The following is a 23410-nucleotide window of genomic DNA, read 5'->3' as shown; positions in this document are numbered from 1 at the left end:
GCGGCTCCCTCTGCGAGCCGCCTGCCACTTTTGATACACCGGCCGGTGCGGTGGGGTTCCCACCGGGTTTTCTCGCCCCCGCCGCCCCTTCCCTTCCCGTCCCTGGGGCTGCGCCCCAGACCCCCTTTCGGCCCTTCGGGCCTCGTCATCGAACGCCGGACGGGCTGAAGTCAGCCCGTCCGGCGTTCGAGCCCCGAAGTGGGGACGGACGTCGCGATCTCGTGGGCCCGGGTGCGCGACCCCACCCCCTCCAGGCGGAGGGTGACCTCGCCCTCAGGGCTCCACAGCAGTGTCGGCCCCGCCGTGCGGTCCTCCCGTGTGAAGCGGCGCCCCTCCGCGTCGGACATCCAGAACGTCAGGACGTGCGGGCGGGGGAACCACAACGCCTGGCCGCCTACGTCCAGCCACTGCGGCTGCTCACGCACCGACTTGGTGAAGGAGAGGTCCAAGCGGCCCGGGAACTGGTCCAGGCGGATCGTCCGGCCGTCGTCGTCCCTCCAGCACAGGCTGACCAGGGACCGGCCGTGCGGCAGCGCGCCCACGGAGACCGCGTCCGGCGGGCCCAGCGCCTCCGGGACCACGGGGGTGAAGCCGGCCCGCCGCGACGCCTCCTCCAGCCGCACCGGAGCGGCGCAGTCCGGCACCCGGCCGCCCGGGGTGGGCACGGCCGACGGGTCCTGCCGTACCTGGACGCCGTGGAAGCCGAACCAGTCGCTCACCGTCGCCCGCACCGGCGGCGTCAGCACCAGCACCGTCAGCAGACCGCACAGGGCGGCCAGCAGGGTGCGCATGCGGGCCCGCGTCCAGTGCCGGACCGCCCGCAGGCGGGACCGGGGGGCCGGTTCGGGGACGGGGACCCGCTCGGCGAGTATCCGGGCGACCACCCGCTCGGCCATCGTCTCCGCACCCGCCGCCCCGTCCGGCGCGTCGAGGGAGCGGCCGTAGGCGCGCAGCTCCTCGCGCAGGCGCCGCAGCTCCTCCTCCCGCGGTCCGCTCACGCCGGCGCACCCCCTTCCGGCAGCAGCCGCTGGAGCCGGCGCAGGGCGCGGTTCAGACGGGACTTCACGGTGCCCCGGGGCCAGCCCAGGGTTTCGGCGGTCTCCCGCTCGTCCATCTCCAGCAGATAGCGGTAGGTGACGACCAGCCGGTGCTCCTCGCTCAGCTGGTCCAGGGCGGCCAGCAGGGCCGCGCGGCGCTCGGTCTCCAGCGTGGCGACGGCGGGGTCGGCCGACTCCGGTATCACCGGCTCCGCCCCGACGAGGGCCGCTTCCCGGCCGGCCAGGGTCGTCCTGCGTGCCGCCGCGCGCACTGTGTTCCTCGTCTCATTGGCCACGATCGACAACAGCCACGGCCGGAAGGCCGCGCCGTCCCGGAAGCGCCCCAGCGCGCAGTACGCCTTCACGAAGGCCTGCTGCACCACGTCCTCCGCGTCCGGGCCCGCGCCGAGCGCGGCGGCCGCCCTGAGCGCGATGCCCGTATGGGCGCGCACCAGCTCCGCGTACGCCTCCGGCTGCCCGGCGCGTACGCGTGCGATCACCGCGGCCTCATCGACGATGCGGCCCCCCTCCCGCGTCCTCACTCTCTTGTTACACCGCGCGGAACTGATCGGTTCCCACCTGTTCCGGACTCGTTCCGGACCGCCTCCCGGAACCTGAGAGAATGAGAGGCATGGCGACTGACCGACCCCGCGTGCTCTCCGGAATCCAGCCCACAGCAGGCTCCTTCCACCTCGGCAACTACCTCGGTGCCGTCCGCCAGTGGGTGGCGCTCCAGGAGACCCACGACGCCTTCTACATGGTCGTCGACCTGCACGCGATCACGGTTCCGCAGGACCCCGAGGAGCTGCGGGCCAACACCCGGCTCGCCACGGCCCAGCTGCTGGCCGCCGGCCTCGACCCGGACCGCTGCACGCTGTTCGTGCAGAGCCATGTCCCGGAGCACGCCCAGCTCGCCTGGGTGATGAACTGCCTCACCGGCTTCGGCGAGGCCTCCCGCATGACCCAGTTCAAGGACAAGTCCGCGAAGCAGGGCGCCGACCGCGCCTCCGTCGGCCTGTTCACGTACCCGATCCTCCAGGTCGCGGACATCCTGCTCTACCAGGCGAACGAGGTGCCGGTGGGCGAGGACCAGCGCCAGCACATCGAGCTGACCCGCGACCTAGCCACGCGCTTCAACGGCCGGTTCGGCGACACCTTCACGCTCCCGAAGCCGTACATCCTCAAGGAGACGGCGAAGATCTACGACCTCCAGGACCCGGCGGTCAAGATGAGCAAGTCGGCGTCCACCCCCAAGGGCCTGATCAACCTGCTCGACGAGCCGAAGGCCACCGCCAAGAAGGTCAAGAGCGCCGTCACCGACACCGACACGGTGATCCGCTACGACGTGGCGGAGAAGCCCGGCGTCAGCAACCTGCTCACGATCTACTCCGTCCTCACCGGCACCGAGATCGCGGATCTCGAGCAGAAGTACGCGGGCAAGGGCTACGGCGCGCTCAAGACGGACCTGGCCGAGGTCATGGTCGACTTCGTGACCCCGTTCCGGGAGCGCACCCAGCAGTACCTGGACGACCCGGAGACGCTCGACTCGATCCTCGCCAAGGGCGCCGAGAAGGCCCGCGCCGTCGCCGCGGAGACCCTCGCCCAGGCGTACGAGCGGGTCGGCTTCCTGCCCGCCAAGCACTGAGAGCCCCGCGCCGGCCACGGCGCCGGCGCGGTGAACGGGCCCACGTGCCCCGTTCGTACCACCGCACAGCGCTGTACATCACTCCGACTGCGCCTGCCCGCGACCGGGTCGTGGTCGTACAGTCGAGAACGGGTGGCCGCCTCGGCGGCCACCCGGACGCGCACCCGTTCCACCACCGCGCTTCACCACCACAACGACAGGAGACGACGTGGGGACCGTAACGATCGGTGTGTCGATCGCGGTCCCGGAGCCTCACGGCAGCCGGCTTCAGCAGCTGCGCGCGGGCTTCGGCGACGCCGCCGCCTACGGCATCCCCACGCACGTCACCCTGCTGCCGCCGACGGAGGTCGCCGACACGGCAGTCCCGGCCGTCGAGGCGCACCTCGCCGAGGTCGCGGCGGTGGGCAGGCCGTTCCCGATGAGGCTGTCGGGCACGGGCACCTTCAGGCCGGTGTCGCCGGTGGTGTACGTCCGGGTCGTCGAGGGCGCGGAGGTCTGCACGCGCCTCCAGCAGCAGGTCCGCGACCCCGCCGGGCCGGTCGCCCGCGAGCTGCAGTTCCCGTACCACCCGCACGTCACCGTGGCGCACGGCATCGAGGAGGCGGCCATGGACCGCGCCTTCGAGGACCTCGCCGGGTACGAGGCGGAGTGGCCCTGCACCGGCTTCGCCCTCTACGAGCAGGGCGCCGACGCGGTGTGGCGCAAGCTGCGCGACTTCCCCTTCGGGACCGTCGTGGTACCCCCGCAGGCCGGACACGTCGGCCGGGGATCTGTCTCCGCGCGTTGACCCGGGCGTCCGGCCCTCACACCGGCAGCCGGCGGAACACGCCCCGCGGCAGATGCCGTAGCGCCGACATCACCACGCGCAGCGCGCCCGGCACCCACACCGTCTCCGAGCGGCGCCGCAGCCCCAGCTCCACGGCCGCCGCCACCGCCTCCGGGGTGGTGGCCAGCGGCGCCTCCGGCAGGCCCGCCGTCATACGGGTGCGCACGAACCCCGGGCGCACCACCATCACGTGCACGCCCGTGCCGTACAGAGCGTCGCCGAGGCCCTGTGCGAACGCGTCCAGGCCGGCCTTGCTGGAGCCGTAGATGAAGTTGGCGCGGCGGGCCCGCTCGCCCGCGACGGACGACAGCACCACCAGCGAGCCGTGCCCCTGCGCCTGGAGTGCGCCCGCGCAGACCAGGCCCGCGGAGACCGCGCCGGTGTAGTTGGTCTGCGCGACCCGCACCGCGGCCCCCGGGTCCCGTTCGTCGCGCGCCTGGTCGCCCAGCGTGCCGAAGGCGAGCAGCACCATGTCGACGTCGCCCTCGGCGAACACCTTGCCGAGCGCGTCCTCGTGGCCGGCCGGGTCGAGAGCGTCGAAGTCGACGGTGTGCACCTCGGCGCCGAGCGCGCGCAGCTGCCCGGCCGCCTCGTCGAGGCCGGGGGAGGGGCGGCCGGCCAGCCACACCGTGCGGGTGCGGCGGGCGATCAGCCGCCGGGCGACGGCGAGCGCGATCTCGGACGTACCGCCGAGCACGAGCAGGGACTGGGGGAGGCCGAAGGCGTCCTTCACGACAGCTCCTCAAAGGGCCGGGGGAGGGGAGGGGGTCACAGGCACAGGCGGCGCGACAGGTCCGAGGTGAACACCCCGCGCGGGTCCAGTTCGGCGCGCAGGGCGCGGAAGTCGTCCAGCCGGGGGTACATGGCCGCGAGCAGCTCGGGGCGCAGCCGGGAGTCCTTGGCGAGGTAGACGCGGCCGCCCGCGTGCGCGACCTCCTCGTCGAGCTCGTCGAGGAAGGCGCCGAGGCCGGGCATCGACGCGGGGATGTCCAGCGCCAGGGTCCAGCCGGGCACCGGGAACGACAGCCAGCCCGGGTCGGCGTCCCCGAACCGTTTGAGGACGGCGAGGAAGGACGGGCAGCGGCGCTCGGAGATCCGGCGCACGATCCGGCGCAGGGTCTCCTCCCGGCCGTGTCCGACGACGAACTGGTACTGCACGAAGCCGCCCCGCCCGTAGATCCGGTTCCAGTGCGGCACCCCGTCCAGCGGGTGGAAGAACGCGGGGATGCGCTGGAGCTCCCCGGTCCGCGCGCGGGGCGCCCTGCGGAACCACAGTTCGTTGAACAGCCCCACGGTGGTCCGGCTGAGCAGCCCCTCCGGAACGAAGGAGGGCGGGGCGGGCAGACGCGAGGTGCGGAACGACAGCGGCTCACGGCGGGCGGAGCGCGGCAGGGCCTCGAGCGGCGCGTGGTCGCCGCGGGTGAGGACGGCGCGGCCGGTCGCCTTCCCGCGCGCCAGCAGGTCGATCCAGGCGACCGAGTAGCGGTAGCGGTGGTCGGTGTCGGCGAGACGGGCCATCAGATCGTCGAGGTCGGAGGCGCGTTCGGTGTCGACGGACATCCAGGACGTCCGCACGGGCTGGAGCCGGACCGTCGCGGTGAGGATCACCCCGGTCAGCCCCATGCCGCCCGCGGTCGCCTCGAACAGCGGCGTGCCCGGAACCACCGTGCGCACCTGCCCGTCGGCGGTGAGCAGCTCGAACGACAGCACATGGCGCGAGAAGGACCCGCTGACGTGATGGTTCTTGCCGTGGATGTCGGCGCCGATCGCCCCGCCGACCGTCACGTACCGGGTGCCGGGCGTCACCGGCACGAACCAGCCGAGCGGCAGCAGCACCACCATCAGCCGGTGCAGGGACACCCCCGCGTCGCACAGCACGGTGCCGCCGTCGGCGTCGATCGCGTGGATCCGGTCCAGGCCGGTCATGTCGAAGACCTCGCCGCCCGCGTTCTGCGCGGCGTCCCCGTACGCCCGGCCGAGCCCGCGCGCGATGCCGCCGCGCGCCCCGCACCCCCGGACGGCCAGGGCGGCCTCCTCGAACGTCCGCGGACGGACCAGCCGGGCGGCGGACGGAGCGGTGCGGCCCCACCCCGTGACGGAAACGGTGTCGGCAGGCATGACGGCGACCGTATCGCCCCTCTGTGTGCCGTTGGTTTTGAAACGTCAATCCCGTCCCCGAAACGGGTGATTAATGGGATGTCGTCCCGAAGCGGTGGAATTCCGGTGCGCCGGGGGTGAACAGTGAGCCACATGGACGACCAGCACGACCTCTTCCGGCCCCGCGGTCTCCACGGGGTGGACCACCGGATCGTCTCCGCGCTCAGGGCGTGCGGCTCCGACCCGCGCGTGGCCGGGGCCGCGCGCGCCCTGTCCTGGGCGGGCGAGCACGGCGCCGTATGGGTCGCGGCGGGCCTCGCGGGCGCCGTCGTGGACCGTCCCCGGCGCGGTGCCTGGCTGCGCGGCACCGCGCTCACCGCGGGCGCGCACGCGGCGAGCTCGGTGGTGAAGCGGGTCGTGCGCCGCCCCCGCCCGGCGCACGTCGAACCGCTGGTCGGCACCGTCGGACGGCACTCCTTCCCCAGTTCCCACGCCACCTCCGCCGCGGCCGCCGCCGTCGCCTTCGGCGCGCTCGGCGCCCGGTCGGTGCCTCCACTGGCCGCCGCGGTGTGCGTGTCCCGGCTGGTGGCCGGCGTCCACTACCCGTCGGACGTGGCCGCGGGCGCCGCACTCGGGGCGCTCACCGCCAGGCTCGGCGCCCGCTGGATGACGGGAGGCACGGCGTGACGCTGCTGCGCGAGCGCTCCGACCGCGGGCAGGCCACGCGGTCCGCCCGGGGCGGGCTCCTCACCGGTCTGCTGCGCACCGCGCGCCCCAAGCAGTGGGTCAAGAACGTCCTGGTGGCCGCCGCCCCCGCCGCCGCCGGTGTCCTCTTCACCGCGAACGCCCTGACCCGGCTCGCCCTGGTGTTCGTGCTGTTCACCGCCTGCGCCGCCGCCGTCTACCTGGTCAACGACGCCCGCGACGCCGAGGCCGACCGCGCCCACCCCGTCAAGTGCCGCCGCCCGGTCGCCGCCGGACAGGTCCCGGTGCGGGTCGCCTACGCCGCCGGGATCACCCTCGGCGTGCTCGCCCCGGCCGCCGCCGCGCTGCTGTGCCCGCCGGAGCTGGCCGCGCTGCTCGCCGGCTACCTCGTGATGCAACTGGCCTACTGCGTCAGCCTCAAGCACGTCCTCGTCGTCGATCTCGCCGTCGTCACCGCCGGGTTCGTGATGCGCGCGGTCGCCGGCGGACTCGCCCTCGGCATCCCTCTGTCCCGCTGGTTCCTCATCACCACCGGCTTCGGCGCGCTGTTCATGGTCGCCGCGAAGCGCTACTCCGAGGCCGTGCAGCTCGCCGGGAACGGCGGCGCCACGCGCGCGCTGCTCACCGAGTACACCACCGGCTACCTGCGCTTCGTGTGGCAGCTGGCGGCCGGGGTCGCCGTCCTCGGCTACTGCCTGTGGGCCCTGGAGGAGGGCGGCGTGCCGCACACCAGCGTCCTGCCCTGGCGCCAGCTGTCCGTCGTCGCCTTCGTCCTCGCCGTGCTGCGCTACGCGGTCTTCGCCGACCGGGGCACCGCGGGCGAACCGGAGGACGTGGTGCTCGGCGACCGTGCCCTCGCCCTCATCGGCCTGGCGTGGGCGGCGATGTACGCCGCGGCGGTGGCCGACTGGTGAGGGACCGCCTGCGCAGGCACCGGCGGGAGCTCCTCGGCTTCGCGACCGCCGGCCTCCTCGCCTACGCCGTCGACCTTGCCCTCTTCACGTACCTGCGCGGCCCCGGCGGACTCGGGCCGCTCACCGCGAAGGCGCTGTCCTTCGTCGCCGGCTGCACCGTCGCCTACACGGCCAACGCCCACGGCACCTACCGCGACCGGCGCGTGCGCGGCGCCCGGCCGTACGCGGTGTTCTTCGCCGTCAACCTCGCCGGCGCCGCCGTGCAGCTCCTCTGCCTCGCCGTCAGCCACTACGGCCTCGGCTACACCTCGCAGCGCGCGGACACCGTGTCCGGCGCGGTGGTCGGCATGGCACTGGCCACCGTCGTCCGTTTCTGGGGCACCAGGACATTGGTCTTCCGTGACGCGGGCAGAGTCGGTTCGTGGACTGGCTGAAAAAGCTCCCGCTGGTGGGGCCGTGGTTGACCCGGCTGTCGCTCACGCACGCGTGGAGGTCGTTCGAGCGGCTGGACCGGGTGCACTGGACACGGCTCGCCGCGGCGATGACGTTCCGCAGTTTCGTCGCGCTGTTTCCGCTGCTCACCGTGGCCGCCGCGATCGGCGCGGCGACCCTCGGCAAGGAGCGCCAGGACGCCCTCCAGAACACCATCACCGACCAGGTGCCCGGCATCTCCGACCAGCTCGACGTCGGGGAGCTGGTGGACAACGCGGGCACCATCGGTCTGATCGCCGGCGCCGCCCTGGTGTTCACCGGCATCAGCTGGGCCGGCCTCATGCGGGAGTGCCTGCGCGTGGTGTGGGAGCTGCCCGACGACGACGAGAACCCCTTCCTGCGCAAAGGCAAGGACGCGGGCATCCTCGTCGGCCTCGGCGGAGCGGTCCTCGTCACGCTGGCCGCCTCCGCCGTCGCCACCGCCCTGGTCGGCCGGGTCAGCGACGCCGCGGGACTGGAGAAGGGCGGCTGGGGCGGGATCGTCCTGCAGACCGCCGCGTTCGCCGTCGCCGCCGGCACCGACTTCCTGCTCCTGGTCTACGTCCTCACCCTGCTGCCCGGCGTCCAGCCGTCCCGGCGCCGGGTGACCGTCGCCGCGCTCACCGGCGCCGTCGGCTTCGAACTGCTGAAGCTGCTGCTCAGCGGCTACATCCAGGGCGTCGCCGCGAAGAGCATGTACGGCGCGTTCGGTGTCCCCGTGGCGCTGCTGCTGTGGATCAACCTCACCACGAAACTCGTGCTGTTCTGCGCCGCCTGGACGGCCACGCCCAGCAAGGAGGACGAGGCCGGCGAGGTCACGGACGGGGACGGCGGCGCACCAGGTCCGGCAGCGGCCAGCGCCGGTTGACCAGGAACGCGCCGCCCGCCAGCAGCACCACCACCCCGCCGGCGATGCCGAGCGCCACGCCCATGCCGTCGGCGCCGCCGCCCGTGTGCGCGCTCGCCACCGGCTTCGACCCGGCGCCGGTGCCGCCGCCCGCCTGGCCGGGCGACGCGGACGGACCGGCCGCGGCTTCCGCCTCCTGGATGCTCTTCGGCGGCACCAGCTTGCCGACCGGCTCGACCTTGCCGGCCGCGGCGAAGCCCCAGTCGAAGAGGCGCGCGGTCTCCTTGTAGACCTCGTTGGACTCCTTCTTCTGCGGGTTCATCACGGTGACCAGCAGCACGTTGCCGCCGCGTTCGGCGACACCGGTGAAGGTCGCCCCGGCGTGGGTGGTGTTGCCGTTCTTGACTCCGGCTATGCCCTGGTAGACGGGCACGTCGTAGTCGCCGCTGAGCAGCCGGTTGGTGTTCTGGATCTCGAAGGAGCCGCGGACCCGCTTGCCCTTCTTGTTCTTCTTCGTCTCCCCGGGGAACTGCGCCCGCACCGTCGAGCAGTACTCCCGGAAGTCCTTCTTCTGAAGCCCGGAGCGGGCGATCAGGGTCAGGTCGTACGCGGAGGACACCTGCCCCGGGGCGTCGTAGCCGTCGGGGCTGACGGCGTGTGTGTCGAGGGCCTGGAGCTCCTCGGCGTGCTCGTTCATCTCCTCGACGGTCTTCTCCACGCCGCCGTTCATCGCGGACAGCACGTGCACGGCGTCGTTGCCGGAGCGGAGGAACACACCGAGCCACAGGTCGTGGACGGTGTACGTCTCGTCCTCCTTGACGCCCACCATGCTGGACCCGGCGCCGACACCCGCCAGGTCCGAGGGCTCCACCCGGTGCGTCGTCGTCCCCGGCCACTTCGGCAGCAGCGTGTCCGCGAACAGCATCTTCAGCGTGCTCGCGGGGGCCAGCCGCCAGTGCGCGTTGTGCGCGGCGAGCACGTCGCCGCTCTCGGCGTCCGCGACGATCCACGACCGCGCGGACAACTCCTTCGGCAGCACCGGCACCCCGGCGGCCAGGTTCACCTGAGTCCCCGGCCTGCCCAGCCGCTCGCCGCCCACGGTCGACATCCGGGCCGGCGGCGCGGCGGTCGGGGACGTCGTCGGCTTGGGCGCCGCGAGGGCGGCCGGTGCGGTCAGCGCGGTGGACAGCAGGACGGCTGAGGCGACCAGCGCGGAGCGCCGGACGGTCTTCTCGGTAGCGGGCACGGTCCGCAAGGTACATGCCATCTCTGTGGACGTCCCCGCCCGGTCCCCACCCCGCGAAGGGAACCGGTCACCGCGTGGCGATACTGGACGCATGAAGCTCAGCCGCCCCGTCTCCTGGTTCCTGCTCGCCTTCGGGGTGTGGAGCTGGGTCATCTGGATCACTTTCGTCAAGAACCTGGTCAAGGACAGCAGTGGGCTCGCCTTCGACGACGGGCACCCCACGGCGTACTTCTTCGTTCACCTGACGCTCGCCGTCGTCTCCTTCGTACTGGGGACGGTCGTCGGGGGCATCGGGTTGCGCGGTCTGCGCGCATTGAGCCGGACGTCACGGACGACGTGACGCCGTAACGGGAAGCAGGGGAAGTCCGCCTCGTGGCCATCGTCTTCGTACTCGTCGCACTGCTGGTCGTCGCCGTCCTGGTGACGGGCAACTGGTACGTGTGGCGCCGACTGTTCCGGGACACCACCACGGGGCCCGGCCCCGTGCGCCGCATCGGCCTGGCGGTGGTCGTCGGAGGGTGGCTGCTGTTCATCGGCGGCATGGTCGCCTCCCGCACGGAGGCGCCGTTCACCCTCCGGCGCGTGCTGGCCTGGCCGGGGTACCTGTGGCTGGCCCTCACCCTGTACCTGCTGCTGGCCCTGCTGGCCGGCGAACTGGTCCGCCCCGTGCTGCGCAGGGTGCTGGAGCGGCGGGCACGGGCCTCCGCCCCGGAACCGGCGCCGGCCCGCGACCCGATACCGGCGGGGCGGGCGGAGGGCGCGGACCCGGAGCCGGCGGAGAGCCCGGAGGCGACCGTCCCGGCGCAGGACGCCACGACGACGGAGGAGACCCGCGGGGCGGGAGCCGCGACGGACGTGTCCGGCCCCTCACGCCGGCTGTTCGTCTCCCGGGTCGTCGGCGGAGCCGCGGCCGCGGCCGCGGTCGGAACCGTCGGGTACGGGACCTACGGCGTCCTGCGCGGACCGAAGGTCGAGCGGGTCACCGTGCCGCTGGCCAAGCTGCCGCGCGCCGCGCACGGTTACCGGATCGCCGTGGTCAGCGACATCCACCTGGGCCCGGTGCTGGGGCGGGGTTTCGCGCAGAAGGTCGTCGACACGATCAACTCGACCCAGCCCGACCTGATCGCGGTCGTCGGCGACCTGGTCGACGGCAGCGTCAAGGACCTCGGTCCCGCCGCCGCCCCGCTGGCCCAGCTGACGGCGCGCCACGGGTCGTTCTTCGTCACCGGCAACCACGAGTACTTCTCCGGCGCCGAGCAGTGGATCGAGGAGGTCCGCCGACTCGGCCTGAACCCGCTGGAGAACGCCCGCACGGAGCTGCCCCACTTCGACCTCGCGGGCGTGAACGACGTCGCCGGCGAGGACGAGGGCCAGGGACCGGACTTCGCCCGGGCCCTCGGCGACCGGGACCGCGCACGGGCCTCCGTGCTGCTGGCCCACCAGCCGGTGCAGATCCACGAGGCCGTCGACCACGGCGTGGACCTCCAGCTCTCGGGCCACACCCACGGCGGCCAGCTCTGGCCGGTCAACCTGATCGCCCGGGGCGCGAACCCGACCCTGGCCGGCCTCGACCGCTACGGCGACACCCAGCTCTACGTCAGCCGGGGCGCCGGCGCGTGGGGCCCGCCCACCCGGGTGGGCGCCCCCTCGGACATCACGGTGATCGAACTGGCGTCCCTCCAGGCATAGCCGCGACCGACGCGTTCGTCTCCGGCCACGGGCCGGCGGAGCCTCCTCGGGGGACGACCCGCGTGCTGCCCACGGGATGCTCGACCTCCGGCCGGGGTGCCCGTGAGCCGGTTTGCGTGGGGGCGGCGGCGGTCCGCGATCGGTCTGCGGGGCCGGTCGGCGTGTGGGTCCAGGCTCTCCGGGCCAGTCGGAGAGCCGGCCATCGCTGTTCGCTGGGGCGGTCGGCGTTCGGCGGCTGCCTCGGGCCGCTCCGCCTCCGGCCGGTCGGGGGTGTCCGGGGCCGGTTCGCGGTGGGCAGGCGACCCGCGACCGGTACGCAGGGCCGGTCGGCCTTCGTCGGGCTGCGCCCCTCGGGGGTGCCCGGGGCCGGTTTGCGTGGGGGCGGCGGCGGTCCGCGATCGGCCCGCCGGGCGGGCCCAGGCGTCCAGTACGGTCGGCATCGCTCAGGGCGCCCGCTCAGTCCGCCTGCGGGCCCTTCTCCGCGCACGACGGCAGCGTCACCGTGACCGTCAGGCCCTTCCCCGGGGCCGTGTCCACCGTCACCCCGCCGCCGTGGGCGTGGACGACGCCCTGCACGATCGCCATGCCCAGGCCGCTTCCCGCACCGCCGCCCGCGCGGAAGAAGCGGTCGAAGACCCGGGCCGCGTCCTCCGGGGCGAGGCCCGGGCCCTCGTCCGCGACCCACAGCCGCACCTCGCCGTCCGCGCCGGCCACGCCGAGCCGTACCGGCACCTCGGCGGGGGTGTGGGTGCGGACGTTGCCGACCAGGTTGCCCAGGATCTGGCGGAGGCCCGCCTCGTCGGCGTGGACCAGCGCCACGCCCTCCGCGTCCACCCGTACCGGACGGTCCGGCTGCTGCACCCGCAGGTCCTGCGCCGCGTCCCGCGCCAGCCGGCACACGTCCACGTTCCGCTTGCGCAGCTCCGGCCGCTGGTCGAGGCGGGCCAGCACCAGCAGTTCGTCGACCAGCCGTCCCATCCGGTCGGACTCGGCCGTCATCCGGTCCCAGGCCCGCCTGCGCTCCGTGGGGTCGCGCAGCATCCCCCGCTCGTACAGCTGGAGGTAGCCGCGGATCGCCGCGAGCGGGGTGCGCAGCTCGTGGGAGGCGTCGGCGACGAACCGACGCAGCTGCGCCGCGCTGCGCTCCCGGGTGCGGTACGCCGATTCCACCTGCTGGAGCATCGAGTTGAGCGCCAGCCGCAGCTGCTCCACCTCCAGGGAGGTGTCGCAGCTGGAGGGCACCCGTCGGGTCAGGTCGCCCTCGGCGATCGCCGACGACGTCTCCACCATGTCCTCCAGCGGCCGCATCCGCCGCCGTACCCCCATCATGGTGAGGCAGGCCAGCACCAGCAGCAGCAGTGTGCCGATGGCCAGGTCGAGCCTGACCGCCTTGGCGACACCGTCGTGCAGCGGCTCGGTGGACCCGGCGATGAGGACACCGGTGCCGTCGGCGAGGCGGGTGGCGGTGACACGGTAGGCGTTGCCGCGCACGGTGACGTCCTGCGGCTCCGGGTCCCGGATCAGCGCGTCCGGGTCGCCCACGGCGTCCGCCAGGTCCCGCTGCGCCCGGGACGGGGCGAAGCCGAACACGGGAACCGGCTCGCCCTCGCGGTCCACGGCGGCGAAGACCGAGTCGGGGACGTCGTCGTCCTGGTTCCACTCCGGGTCCACCCGGTCGCGGAGGAAGCGCAGGGCGCTCAGCGAGTCGATCTGCCGCAGCGTCAGCTCCGAGCCGCCGAGGGAGTCGCGGGTGCGGACCAGCTCCGTGTCGATCTGGTCGAGCAGGTAGTAGCGCATGCCGAGCACGCTCACCGTGGTCGCGGCGACGATGCCCAGCGCCAGCAGCACCACGTTCGCCACCGTGAGCTGCGCGCGCAGCGACCGCACCCGGGGGCGGCCGGGGCGCGGCAGGCGTGTCCGGCGTGTCACGTCAGCCCGTACCCGACGCCGCGCCGGGTGGTGATGACCGGTGGGCCGAGGGTGTCCAGCTTGCGCCGCAGATAGCTGATGTAGGTCTCCACGACGGTCGACTCCTGCGGGACGTGCTCGTACTGCCAGACGTGCCGCAGCAGTTGCTCCTTGGGGACGATCCGGCCCGCGTTGCGCACCAGGAAGCGCAGCAGCGCGTACTCGGTCGGGGTGAGCTCGACGCTGCGGCCCGCGCGGCGCACCGAGTACGTCGTCTCGTCGAGTTCCAGGTCGCCGTGGCGCAGCGGCGCCGGCTGCGGCAGCACGTCGGCGGGGCGGGTGCGGCGCAGCACGGCCGTGATGCGGGCGACGACCTCGTCGATGTTGAACGGCTTGGTGATGTAGTCGTCGCCGAAGCCGAGCGCCCCCACGATCTCGGCGGGGGCGTCCCGCGCGGTGAGGAACACCAGCGCCGTCTCCGGCCTGCGCTCGCGCAGTTCGCGGCCGAGGGCGCGGCCGTCGCCGTCCGGCAGCATCACGTCGAGGAGGGCGCAGTCGGGCCGGGTGTGCTCGGTGAGGGCGAGCGCCTCGCGGACCGTGCCCGCGGTCATGACCTCGAAGCGGTGGAAGCGCAGCGCGATCGCGAGGACGTCCGCGATGCTCTCCTCGTCCTCCACGACCAGCACGGTGCCGGGAGCTGTCGTCATGTCCCCCAGTATCGGCGTGACCGTGCGGCCAAGTACCGGTTGTCGCTTTGGAGTTCCTTGAGAGTCCGGGGCGAGTCGTGTCCCCGGGCGGGTGCCGCCGCCGATTCTGACGCCAGGACCCGGGGGACCGACCGAGCGACGAAGGAGCGGACACGTGACGGTATTGGCACGCTGGTGCTATCGGCATCGGCTGGTGGTCCTGGTGCTGTGGGCGGGGGCGCTGTTGGGACTGGGCGTGACGGCGAGCAGCGCGGGCACCAACTACGCGGAGGTCTTCTCCCTCCCGGACACGGACTCCAAGCGGGCCTACGACCTGATGCGCAAGGCCTTCCCGGAGCGCGCCGGGGACACGGACACCGTGGTGTGGAAGACCGACGAGGGCACGGTGCGCGACGCGGCGGTGCGCTCCCGGATGGAGGACGCGCTCGCTGAGATCGGGCGCATGGAGGGCGTCGGCGCGGTCGCCGGGCCCTACGGGGAGCAGGGCGCGGCGCAGATCAGCGAGGACGGGCGGATCGCGTACGCGCAGGTGACGTTCGCCGAGCAGGCGGACGCGGTGCCGAAGACGCTGGTGCAGGACGTCGTCGACACGGCCCAGGAGGCGGCGGGCGACGGGCTCCAGGTGGAGCTGGGCGGCCAGGCCGTCACCCGGGTCCAGGAACCGCCGACGGGCACGGCCGAACTGGTCGGCATCCTCGCGGCGGCCGTGGTGCTGTTCGTCGCGTTCGGGTCGGTGTTCGCGATGCTGCTGCCGATCGTGGTCGCCGTCTTCGGCGTCGCGGGCGGCATGTTCGGCACGCAGCTGATCAGCCATGTCACCGACGTCCCCGAACTGGCGTCGCTGCTGGCGACGTTGATCGGTCTGGGCGTGGGCATCGACTACGCCCTGTTCATCGTGACCCGGCACCGCAAGGGCATCCTGAGCGGCAAGGACCCGGAGGACGCCGCGGTCGCCGCGCTCAACACCTCCGGCCGGGCGGTGCTGTTCGCGGGCGGCACGGTGTGCATCGCGCTCGCCGGCATGCTGGTGACCAACCTGCGGTTCCTGGACGGTGTCGTCATCGGCACCTCCCTGACCGTGGTGCTCAGCGTGCTCGCCGCGATCACCCTGCTGCCGGCGCTGCTCGGTGTGCTGGGGCACCGGGTGCTCAGCCGCCGTCAGCGCCGCCGGCTCGCGGCCTCGGACGCGAAGGGCGAGCAGGTGAGCGGTCTCGCCGCGCGCTGGTCGGCGACCGTGCAGCGCAGGCCACGCGCGGTGGCCGCCGTGGCGGTGGTGCTGATGGCCGCGCTCGCGGTGCCGCTGCTGTCGCTGCGTCTGGGCACCGTGGACCAGGGCAACGACGACGCTTCGACGACCACCCGCAAGGCCTACGACCTGCTGGCCGAGGGCTTCGGCCCCGGCTTCAACGGCCCGCTCCAGGTGGTCGTGGACGGAGAGGCGCCCAGCGGGCTGATCAAGGCGGTCGAGGACACCGAGGGCGTGGCCCAGGTGGTCGCGGCCCCACCCGCGAACGGGGTCAGCGTGATCCAGGTCGTGCCCACCACCTCCCCGCAGGACGTGGAGACGGACCGGCTGATCGACACCCTGCGCGAGGACGTCATCCCCGGGGCGGGGGTCCAGGCGCACGTCGGCGGTGTGACGGCGGTGTCCAAGGACTTCGCCTCGGTGACCGGCGACCGGCTCCCCCTCTTCGTCGGCACGATCATCGGCCTGGGCTTCCTGCTCCTGCTGCTGGCGTTCCGCTCCCTGGTGGTGCCGCTGACGGCCGCCGTGATGAACCTGCTCGCGGCGGCGGCCTCGTTCGGCGTGCTGGTCATGGTGTTCCAGTGGGGCGTCGGCCTGGACGTGCTGGGGCTCGGCACGGAGGGCCCGATCGCGTCGTTCCTGCCGATCATCATGCTGTCGCTGCTGTTCGGGCTCTCCATGGACTACCAGGTCTTCCTGGTGAGCCGGATGCACGAGGAGTGGGTGCACACCCGGGACAACGCCCGCGCGGTGCGGGTCGGCCTCGCGGAGACCAGCCGGGTCATCAACTCCGCCGCACTGATCATGGTCTGCGTCTTCCTCGCCTTCGTGCTCAGCGGCGACTACGGCGCCGCCATGGCCGGCGTGGGACTGGCCGCCGCGGTCGCGCTGGACGCGTTCGTGCTGCGCACCGCGCTGGTCCCGGCGGCGATGCACCTGCTGGGGCGGGCCAACTGGTGGCTCCCGGCCGGACTGGAGAAGCGGCTGCCGCACCTCGCGGTCGAGCCGAAGGAGGAGGACGACGTCACGCCGGTTCCCATGCCGGACGAGAAGGCCGTCGACGGGGCCGCCTCGGTGGTGCACGGCTTCGTGCGGACCCCGGAGGGTGAGCCGGTGCGGGGCGCGGCCGTCACGCTGCTCTCGCCCGGCGGCCGTCAGCTGGACCGGGTGGTGTCCCTCGCCGACGGGGCGTACGTCGTGGCGGTCCCGTCACCGGGCACCTATCTGCTCGCGGTGTCGGCCTCGCCGCACGGGGCGCGGGCGGCGCACGTGACCGTGGGGGAGGAGCCGCTCGTCCACGACGTGGAGCTGACGCCCGGCGGGGTGGACGTCGTCAACTGACGCGGAGGACCGGCGGCGACGGCCGGCCGGCGACGTCAGCCGTCGTCGCCGGGGCGCTCCTCCCCGTCGTCCCCGGTGCTCCCGCCCCGCCGGCCGGAGTTCTTCCGGACGGCGGGGTCGGGCAGCGCCCGGGTCATCCCGGGCAGGAACTCCGTGAACAGCCCGTGCACGTCCCGCACCAGCGGCCGCAGCACCCGGAACCGGGCCAGGGCGACGCCCCGCGCGGTGAGCCGGGCGCCCCGCTCCGCGAGCCGGTAGCTGCGTTCGCGGCCCTCGGTGCGGTCGAAGATCCAGTACAGGCACAGCCCCATCTGGGACAGCCACATCAACTCGGGCAGGATGCCCCGCAGTTCCTCGGGCACCTTGGTCTTCGTCCCGGCCAGCACCGCCCGGTGCACGCTGATCGCCTCCTCGCGCGCGTGCTCCGACTCGGGCGAGAAGGGGCTGAGCGGGCTGTCCGGGTCGGCGGCGTTCTTGAAGAACTGCACCGCGAACTCGTGGTAAGGCGTGGCGATGTCCAGCCACGCCTTCAGCACGCCGGCGAGGCGGGCCTCCAGGTCGGTCTCCCGGGCGAGCACGTCCCGGACCGCCACCTGGTGCTCGGCGGCGATCCGGTCGTAGAACCCCTGGATCAGGTGTTCCTTGCCCTCGAAGTAGTAGTACGCGTTGCCGACGGAGACCCCGGCCTCCTTGGCGATCGCCCGCATGGTGGTCCGGTCGTAGCCGCGCTCCTGGAACAGCCGCATGGCCGTCTCCAGGATCAGGGCGCGGGTCTGCTCGGACTTGCTGAGGTGGGCGCCGGGGTCGGGGCCGTCGTTCTTCGCGGGCACGGGAACAGAGCCTAACGTCCGCCGCCCGCGCTACGGCGCGGCGCAGGCGTCGGAGCCGCAGCCGGGCGGGGTGTAGTGCCAGCCGTCCCGCGGGTCGTACGTCCACCCGTCGGCGGGGCGGTACACCCGGCCGCCCTCCGAAGCCGTCGCCCCGCGCCACTTGGCGGCGGCCAGCACCGCGCCCTTGGCGAACCGCATCCCGGAGGGGGTGCTCAGCCGGTGTGCGAGCCGCCGGTGGTCGCGCAGCGCCCACAGGGTGACGATCCAGGCTGCCGCGCCCCGGTACACCTGCCCGCCGTCCCCGACCACGGTGATCTCGGACAGGGTGGACGCGTGGTCGAGGCCGGGGAAGCGGGTCCGGGCGGCGGGTGACCCCGCCGGGACGAAATCCAGGGGGACGAGCTGGGGCCGCTTGACGAGCCAGTCGCGGACGTGGGTGCACAGGGGGCAGCCCGCGTCGTACAGCACGGTCAGCTTGCGGAGCGGGACGCGGCCGGCGTCGTACCGGCGGCCGAGGGGGTGCCTCGCAGTGTCGTACGCCGGGTGCGGCCCGTCGGGGGCCGGTCGCGCAGTTCCCCGCGCCCCTGGGGGTGTTGATCCACCGGGCGCAGTTCCCCGCGCCTCTGGGGGCGTCGGCCCGGCGGCGACCGCGTTCATGCCTGGGCCGCCGGGGCGGTCCAGTCCTGCGGAGGCACCGGCGGGTTCTGCTCCCGCTCCATCACCCCGCGCCGCCGGATGCGGTTCAGCACGTACACGTTGGCCAGGTGCATCACGCCCAGGACCAGCAGCACCACGCCCAGCTTGGCGGAGAGCGCCTCGAAGACGCCGCGGGTGTCGGTGACGGTGTCGTCGTCGCTCAGGTAGAGGGCGACGAAGCCGAGGTTCACCAGGTAGAAGCCGACCACCAGGAGGTGGTTGACGGCGTCCGCGAGCTTCTCGTTGCCGTGCAGCACGTCGGCGAGGAAGACCCGTCCGTTGCGGCTGAGCGTGCGGGCCACCCAGACGGTCAGCCCGATGCTGACGACCAGGTAGATGACGTAGGCGATGACGGTGCGGTCCATGCCCCACCCCTTCTTGAACGCGTTCAAAACGCTGACGGAGATGACTGTAACGCCTTCTTTTGAACATGTTCAACTCGCGCTGGACGGCGGCCCGACCCGTGTCCCCCCGCACCAGTGCCGCGCCCCAACTGGTGCGTACGCACCAGGCGAAGACGGTGACGGGCGACGATGCCCGTGAGGGCCGACGGACGGAACCGTGGGACGTGCTCACCGACCCCTACGAGAACGGGACGTCCATGTCCGACACCCTGCTCCCGCCGCCGCGTTTACAGCGGCCCGCGATCGCCGCCCTCGGGGTGCTGGCGCTCGCCCTGGGCGCGCTCCAGTCCGTGGTGGAACCCGCGCTCCCGCTGCTCCAGCGCGAGCTCGGGCTCGGCCCCTCCGAGGGCGCGCTGGTCGCCAACACCCTGCTCGTCACCGGCGCGGTCCTCACCCCCGTCGCCGGGAAGCTCGGTGACCGCTACGGCGGCAAACGCGTGCTGATGCGGCTGATGGCCGTCGTCGCGGCCGGCGGACTGCTGGCCGGGCTGGCCCCCGGACTGCCGGTGCTGCTGCTCGGCCAGGTCCTCCAGGGCGCCATGGTCGGCGTGCTGCCGCTGTCCTTCATCCTGGTCCGCGCCCATCTGCCGGCCGGGCGCACCCAGGCGGCGATCGGCGTGGTCGTCGCCCTGTTCACCGGCGGCGGCATGCTCGGCATGCTCGGCGCCGGACTGATCGCGGAACACCTGTCCTGGCACTGGATGTTCGTGCTGCCCACCCTCGTGGTCGTCGCGGCCGCCGCCTTCGTGGCACGGCTGATGCCGTCCGACGAACCGGTCCGGCAGGACGAGCGGATCGACTGGCCCGGCGTGGTCCTGCTGAGCGCCACCCTGCTCGCCTTCATGCTCGGCCTCGTCCTGCTCACCGGCGGTGGTCTTCCGCCCCTCGCCGCGGGCGCGTTGCTCGTGCTCGTGGCCGTGCTCGCCACCGCCTGGGTGCGCGTCGAGCGCCGGGCCGTCTCCCCGATGGTCGACCTGCGCATGCTGGCCCGGCCCGCGATGTGGCAGGCGTGCCTGCTCACCCTGCTCGTCACCGTCACCCTCGGCATGGTCACCCTGCTGCTGCCGCAGCTCCTCGCCGTGTCGGGCGACGGCTACGGTTTCGACGCCGACACCACGGACATCGGCCTCTACCTCCTGCCCGGCGCGATCGCCGGAGCCATGAGCGACGCGGTCGGCGGGGTCGCCGCCCGACGGTTCGGCGCCCGTGCCGTGGTCGCCGTGGCCGCCCTCGCCACCGCCGCCGCCATGTTCGGCCTCGCGGCCCAGCACGACTCCGCCTGGCAGCTCGCCCTGGCCAAGACGCTGACCGCGTTCGCCGCGGGCATCGCCACCACCGCGCTGCTGGCCGGCGCCGCGACCGCCGTCGACCCCGGGGACACCGGCATCGCGACCAGCCTGCTCGTGGTGACCCGGGTGATCGGTGTCGTCGTGGGCGCCCAGATCGCGGGCGGGCTGCTCGCCGCCGGGACCGACGCCGGCACGGGGCTGCCCGCCGAGGCGGCCTTCACCACCGGCTTCGCCGTCACCGGCGTCACGGCGGCGCTCGGCCTGCTCCTCGTCCGCGCCACGCGCGCCTCCCGGCCCCCGAGCCCCGTCGAGCCCGCTCGCACCCCCGCGAAGGAAGGAACCCGCTCATGACCGGCCCGCGCACCGTCCTGATCTCCGGAGCCAGCGTCTCCGGACCCGCCCTCGCGTACTGGCTCCACCGGGCCGGGTTCGCGGTCACCGTCGTGGAGAAGGCCGGCGCCCTGCGCGGCGGCGGCTACCCCGTCGACATCCGCGGCACGGCGACCGAGGTGATCCGGCGGATGGGCCTGTGGCCGCGACTGCGCCAGGCGCACGTCGGCCCCCGCCGCGCCACCTTCCTCGACGCCGACGGCCGCACCGTCGCCTCGCTCCGGGCCCCCGCCGACGAGGGCGAGCCCCGCGACCTGGAGATACGGCGGGGCGACCTCGCCGACGCGCTGTACGGGCTGGTCCGCGACGACGTGGAGTTCCTCTTCGGCGACTCCGTCTCCCGCTTCGCCCCGGTCGCGCACGGCGTCGACGTCACCTTCCGCAGCGGCCGGCAGGGCACGTACGACCTGGTGATCGGCGCGGACGGCATGCACTCGGCCACCCGGGCCGCCCTGTTCGGCCCCGAGGACCGTTACCACCGCTACCTCGCCTACTGCTTCGCCCTCTTCACCCTGCCGAACCCCGCGCACCTCGACCGGGAACTGGTGCTGTGGAACACCCCGGGGAAGGCCGCCGCCCTCTACGCCACCGGCGACGGCCCCGAGGTGCACGGCTTCCTCACCTTCCACCGTCCGGAACCCCCGAGCGACGCCCTCTGCGCCCCGGACGCCCGGCGCGCCCTGGTGGCCGAGGCGTTCGCGGGGGAGGGCTGGGAGATCCCGCGCATGGTGGCGGCCGTGCGCGACACCGACGACCTGTTCTTCGACACGGCGGGACAGATCCGCATGCCCCGCTGGACGCACGGCCGCGCCGCCCTCGTCGGCGACGCCGCGTACGCCCCGTCCTTCCTCACCGGGCAGGGCACCAGCCTCGCGCTGTCCGGCGCCTACGTGCTCGCCCACGCCCTGGCCGCCCACCGCGACCACACGGCCGCCTTCGCCGCCTACGAGGACCGTATGCGCCCCTACGTGACGGCCAACCAGGCGCTCGTCGACGAGGGCGGCGCCACGCTCTTCCCCGTCACGGCCCGCGCCCTGGAACAGCGCGACGCGCGGCTGCGCGCCCTCGACGCGCTGCCCTCCGCGCGGCCCCGCCCGGCCCACACCGCCCTGACCCTTCCGGACTACGAGGAGCGTCCGGCCTCGTCCTCCGGGGTGACCCGCGCCAGGCCGGTCCGGTAGGCGATGACGACGAGCTGCGCGCGGTCGCGGGCCTCCAGCTTCGTCATCGCGCGCTGCACATGGGCGCGCACGGTGAAGGGGCTGAGGACCATCCGCTCGGCGATCTCCTGGTTGGACAGGCCGGTCGCCACCAGCGCCACCATCTCGCGTTCGCGCGGGGTGAGCACGTCCAGCCGGCCGGCGTCCTGCGGAGGGGTGCCGGCCGGCGCGGCCAGGAAGCGGGCGACCAGGGAACGGGTGGCGGCCGGGGACAGCAGCGTCTCTCCCTCGGCGACCGTCCGCACCGCGTCCGCCAGGTCCTGGGCGCCGATGCCCTTCCCCACGAAGCCGGCGGCGCCCGCGCGCAGCGCCCGCGCCACGTTCTCGTCCGTCTCGTACGTGGTGAGGATCAGCACGCGGGTGGCCCGCAGGTCCGGGTCCGCGCAGATCTCCGTGGTGGCGGCGAGGCCGTCCGCCCCCGGCATGCGGATGTCCATCACCACGACGTCCGGGCGCAGTTCGCGGGTCAGCCGCACCGCCTCCCGGCCGTCGCCGGCCTCGCCCACCACGGTGATGTCGTCGGTGCTCTCCAGCAGCAGCCGGAACGCGCCGCGCAGCAGCGCCTGGTCGTCGGCGAGCAGCACCCTCAGCGTCATGCGGTCCGTCCCTCGTCCGTGGCTCCGGGCATCCGCCCCGTCCCCTCACCGTCGGCCGCGCCCTCACGCACGGACGGCAGGGGCAGCCGGGCGGTCACCAGGAAGCCGCCTTCCGGGCGCGGGCCCGCCGTCAGCTCCCCGCCCACCGCGGCGGCGCGCTCCCGCATGCCGATCAGCCCGTACCCGGGCGGCCGGTCCGACAGGGCGGGCGGCCCGCCCGGGGCGCCCCCGTCGTCGGACACGGTGACGGTCAGCCACCCGCCGCCCCAGTCGAGCCCCACCCGGGCGCCACGGCCCGCCGCGTGCTTGGTCACGTTGGTCAGCGCCTCCTGCACGATCCGGTACGCGGTGAGGTCCACGCCCGGCGGCACCGTCCGCGCCGCTCCCTCCTCACGCACCGACACCTCCAGCCCGGCCCTCCGGAACGCCCCCAGCAGGTCCGGCAGCCGGTCCAGCCCGGGCGCGGGCCCGTCGGGCGCGGACGTGTCCCCGGTCTGGCGCAGCAGGCCGACCGTGGCGCGCAGTTCGTCGAGGGCGTGACCGGTGGTCTCGACGAGCTCCCGCAGGCTCGCGCGGGTCTGCTCCGGACGCGAGTCGAAGAAGTGGGCGGCGACCGTGGCCTGCGCGTTGGCCAGGGTGATCTGGTGCGCCACCAGGTCGTGCAGCTCCCGGGCGATCCGCACCCGCTCCTCCGCGACCCGCCGCCGCGCCTCCAGCTCCCTGCTCTCCTCGGCCCGCCGCGCCCGCTCCTCCACGGCCGCCAGATACGCCCGCCGGGTCCGCACCGCCTGCCCGACCAGCCACGCCACCAGCGGCGCCGCCGCCACCGTCCCCATCCGGCCCGCGTCCCGCCACGAGAGGTCTCCGTACAGCGGCACGGACGCCGCCAGCGCCACGGCGGAGAGGGACACCGCGCCCACCGCGCGCCGTTCGCCCGGCACGCCCAGCGCGCAGGCGTACGAGGCGACCAGGGCGGGGGCGATCACGGGCGGGGTCAGCACCAGTCCGAGGGGCTGCGCCACCAGACCGGCCGCGGTGGTGACCGCCAGCACGGCCAGGGGCTTTCGGTGCCGCGGCGGGAGCACGGCGCAGGACACCACGGCGACCAGGTACGCGGCGGCGGTCGGCGGGGTCAGGGTGTTGTCGACCCGCACGGTGCCGCCGAGCAGACAGATCACGAAGGCGGCCGCGACGACCGCCCCTTCCCGCCACCGGCGGGTGCCGGTACGCGTCACCACCGGATTCACCGCGGGCCCGCCGGGAGCCGCGCCGTGACGCACCGGAACGGTGCCTCACCCGCGACGTC

The 23410-nt window shown here is 74.0% G+C and carries 23 protein-coding genes; 11 read left to right on the top strand and 12 right to left on the bottom strand.

The annotated features are described in order from the left end of the window. Window positions 1–170 precede the first annotated feature (170 nt). Together ACF1AG_RS11230 and ACF1AG_RS11225 are read right to left on the bottom strand one after the other, a co-directional pair. The gene (locus tag ACF1AG_RS11230) at window positions 171–998 is read right to left on the bottom strand and encodes a hypothetical protein (protein ID WP_387794990.1); all 828 of its coding nucleotides are present in this window, start codon (window positions 996–998) and stop codon (window positions 171–173) included. Then, a complete protein-coding gene (locus ACF1AG_RS11225) occupies window positions 995–1537 on the bottom strand; it encodes an RNA polymerase sigma factor (RefSeq protein WP_359602036.1) in 543 nt (180 codons plus the stop codon). Before ACF1AG_RS11225 ends, ACF1AG_RS11230 begins: the two co-directional genes overlap by 4 nt. 131 nt (window positions 1538–1668) lie before the next feature. On the opposite strand from ACF1AG_RS11225, the gene trpS reads away from it, so the two are divergent. Then, complete coding sequence (gene trpS, locus ACF1AG_RS11220; protein ID WP_359602037.1) at window positions 1669–2682, top strand: tryptophan--tRNA ligase; 1014 nt, start codon at window positions 1669–1671, stop codon at window positions 2680–2682. Between the two features lie 208 nt (window positions 2683–2890). Then, window positions 2891–3469 carry a 2'-5' RNA ligase family protein gene (locus ACF1AG_RS11215; protein WP_391809642.1) on the top strand — a complete coding sequence of 193 codons (579 nt, stop codon included), beginning with the start codon at window positions 2891–2893 and terminating at the stop codon, window positions 3467–3469. Window positions 3470–3485: 16 nt separating this feature from the next. Here ACF1AG_RS11215 and ACF1AG_RS11210 read toward each other — a convergent pair whose 3' ends face one another. Both ACF1AG_RS11210 and ACF1AG_RS11205 read right to left on the bottom strand, forming a co-directional pair. Beyond that, the gene (locus tag ACF1AG_RS11210; protein ID WP_359602039.1) at window positions 3486–4241 is read right to left on the bottom strand and encodes a decaprenylphospho-beta-D-erythro-pentofuranosid-2-ulose 2-reductase; all 756 of its coding nucleotides are present in this window, start codon (window positions 4239–4241) and stop codon (window positions 3486–3488) included. Window positions 4242–4276: 35 nt separating this feature from the next. Continuing rightward, window positions 4277–5626: an FAD-binding protein gene (locus ACF1AG_RS11205; protein ID WP_387794988.1), complete on the bottom strand. Its 1350-nt coding sequence runs from the start codon at window positions 5624–5626 to the stop codon at window positions 4277–4279. Window positions 5627–5758: 132 nt separating this feature from the next. Here ACF1AG_RS11205 and ACF1AG_RS11200 point away from each other — a divergent pair, with 132 nt between their 5' ends. From ACF1AG_RS11200 to ACF1AG_RS11185, 4 genes are read left to right on the top strand one after another with little or no spacing between them, the layout of a single operon-like run. Next, window positions 5759–6292, top strand: coding sequence for a phosphatase PAP2 family protein (locus ACF1AG_RS11200; RefSeq protein ID WP_359602041.1), 534 nt, complete (start codon window positions 5759–5761; stop codon window positions 6290–6292). Next, the gene (locus ACF1AG_RS11195) at window positions 6289–7224 is read left to right on the top strand and encodes a decaprenyl-phosphate phosphoribosyltransferase (protein ID WP_387794987.1); all 936 of its coding nucleotides are present in this window, start codon (window positions 6289–6291) and stop codon (window positions 7222–7224) included. Before ACF1AG_RS11200 ends, ACF1AG_RS11195 begins: the two co-directional genes overlap by 4 nt. Beyond that, a complete protein-coding gene (locus ACF1AG_RS11190; protein ID WP_058916825.1) occupies window positions 7221–7658 on the top strand; it encodes a GtrA family protein in 438 nt (145 codons plus the stop codon). Before ACF1AG_RS11195 ends, ACF1AG_RS11190 begins: the two co-directional genes overlap by 4 nt. Then, entirely contained in the window at window positions 7646–8563 is a 918-nt protein-coding gene (locus ACF1AG_RS11185) for a YihY/virulence factor BrkB family protein (protein WP_359602042.1), read from the top strand. Before ACF1AG_RS11190 ends, ACF1AG_RS11185 begins: the two co-directional genes overlap by 13 nt. On the opposite strand, the gene ACF1AG_RS11180 is transcribed toward ACF1AG_RS11185, so the two are convergent. Beyond that, the gene (locus ACF1AG_RS11180; RefSeq protein ID WP_359602043.1) at window positions 8511–9788 is read right to left on the bottom strand and encodes a D-alanyl-D-alanine carboxypeptidase; all 1278 of its coding nucleotides are present in this window, start codon (window positions 9786–9788) and stop codon (window positions 8511–8513) included. The genes ACF1AG_RS11185 and ACF1AG_RS11180 overlap by 53 nt on opposite strands. A gap of 91 nt (window positions 9789–9879) precedes the next feature. Here ACF1AG_RS11180 and ACF1AG_RS11175 point away from each other — a divergent pair, with 91 nt between their 5' ends. Both ACF1AG_RS11175 and ACF1AG_RS11170 read left to right on the top strand, forming a co-directional pair. Further along, on the top strand, window positions 9880–10128 hold the full coding sequence (locus tag ACF1AG_RS11175) for an SCO4848 family membrane protein (RefSeq protein WP_349790834.1): 249 nt from the start codon (window positions 9880–9882) through the stop codon (window positions 10126–10128). Window positions 10129–10160: 32 nt separating this feature from the next. Next, the gene (locus ACF1AG_RS11170; protein WP_359602044.1) at window positions 10161–11477 is read left to right on the top strand and encodes a metallophosphoesterase; all 1317 of its coding nucleotides are present in this window, start codon (window positions 10161–10163) and stop codon (window positions 11475–11477) included. Window positions 11478–11933: 456 nt separating this feature from the next. Here ACF1AG_RS11170 and ACF1AG_RS11165 read toward each other — a convergent pair whose 3' ends face one another. Together ACF1AG_RS11165 and ACF1AG_RS11160 are read right to left on the bottom strand one after the other, a co-directional pair. After that, complete coding sequence (locus ACF1AG_RS11165) at window positions 11934–13406, bottom strand: HAMP domain-containing sensor histidine kinase (RefSeq protein WP_359602045.1); 1473 nt, start codon at window positions 13404–13406, stop codon at window positions 11934–11936. Beyond that, entirely contained in the window at window positions 13403–14092 is a 690-nt protein-coding gene (locus tag ACF1AG_RS11160; protein ID WP_359602046.1) for a response regulator transcription factor, read from the bottom strand. The genes ACF1AG_RS11165 and ACF1AG_RS11160 overlap by 4 nt, the downstream gene beginning before the upstream one ends. Window positions 14093–14246: 154 nt before the next feature. On the opposite strand from ACF1AG_RS11160, the gene ACF1AG_RS11155 reads away from it, so the two are divergent. Beyond that, on the top strand, window positions 14247–16679 hold the full coding sequence (locus ACF1AG_RS11155; RefSeq protein WP_387794984.1) for an MMPL family transporter: 2433 nt from the start codon (window positions 14247–14249) through the stop codon (window positions 16677–16679). Window positions 16680–16714: 35 nt separating this feature from the next. Here ACF1AG_RS11155 and ACF1AG_RS11150 read toward each other — a convergent pair whose 3' ends face one another. The 3 genes from ACF1AG_RS11150 to ACF1AG_RS11140 all read right to left on the bottom strand — a co-directional run bounded on the left by ACF1AG_RS11150 (window position 16715) and on the right by ACF1AG_RS11140 (window position 18570). Next, complete coding sequence (locus ACF1AG_RS11150; RefSeq protein WP_359602048.1) at window positions 16715–17509, bottom strand: TetR family transcriptional regulator; 795 nt, start codon at window positions 17507–17509, stop codon at window positions 16715–16717. Window positions 17510–17539: 30 nt separating this feature from the next. After that, window positions 17540–17977, bottom strand: a complete 438-nt coding sequence (locus ACF1AG_RS11145; RefSeq protein ID WP_391809641.1) for a thiol-disulfide oxidoreductase DCC family protein — start codon at window positions 17975–17977, stop codon at window positions 17540–17542. Between the two features lie 185 nt (window positions 17978–18162). Next, window positions 18163–18570, bottom strand: coding sequence for a hypothetical protein (locus ACF1AG_RS11140; RefSeq protein WP_359602050.1), 408 nt, complete (start codon window positions 18568–18570; stop codon window positions 18163–18165). 236 nt (window positions 18571–18806) lie between these two features. Here ACF1AG_RS11140 and ACF1AG_RS11135 point away from each other — a divergent pair, with 236 nt between their 5' ends. After that, window positions 18807–20249 carry an MFS transporter gene (locus ACF1AG_RS11135; protein ID WP_359602068.1) on the top strand — a complete coding sequence of 481 codons (1443 nt, stop codon included), beginning with the start codon at window positions 18807–18809 and terminating at the stop codon, window positions 20247–20249. Next, window positions 20246–21469: an FAD-dependent monooxygenase gene (locus tag ACF1AG_RS11130; RefSeq protein ID WP_391809640.1), complete on the top strand. Its 1224-nt coding sequence runs from the start codon at window positions 20246–20248 to the stop codon at window positions 21467–21469. Before ACF1AG_RS11135 ends, ACF1AG_RS11130 begins: the two co-directional genes overlap by 4 nt. Here the strand turns inward: ACF1AG_RS11130 and ACF1AG_RS11125 are convergent. Together ACF1AG_RS11125 and ACF1AG_RS11120 are read right to left on the bottom strand one after the other, a co-directional pair. Next, window positions 21412–22104 (bottom strand): response regulator transcription factor, encoded by a 693-nt coding sequence (locus tag ACF1AG_RS11125; RefSeq protein WP_359602052.1) that lies wholly within the window; start codon window positions 22102–22104, stop codon window positions 21412–21414. The genes ACF1AG_RS11130 and ACF1AG_RS11125 overlap by 58 nt on opposite strands. Beyond that, on the bottom strand, window positions 22101–23342 hold the full coding sequence (locus ACF1AG_RS11120; protein WP_359602053.1) for a histidine kinase: 1242 nt from the start codon (window positions 23340–23342) through the stop codon (window positions 22101–22103). Before ACF1AG_RS11120 ends, ACF1AG_RS11125 begins: the two co-directional genes overlap by 4 nt. Between the last annotated feature and the right edge of the window lie 68 nt (window positions 23343–23410).

The organism is Streptomyces sp. NPDC014764, assembly GCF_043082785.1.
GTDB classification, from domain to species: Bacteria; Actinomycetota; Actinomycetes; order Streptomycetales; family Streptomycetaceae; genus Streptomyces; species Streptomyces althioticus.
This window is presented reverse-complemented; position numbering and strand designations above follow the sequence as displayed.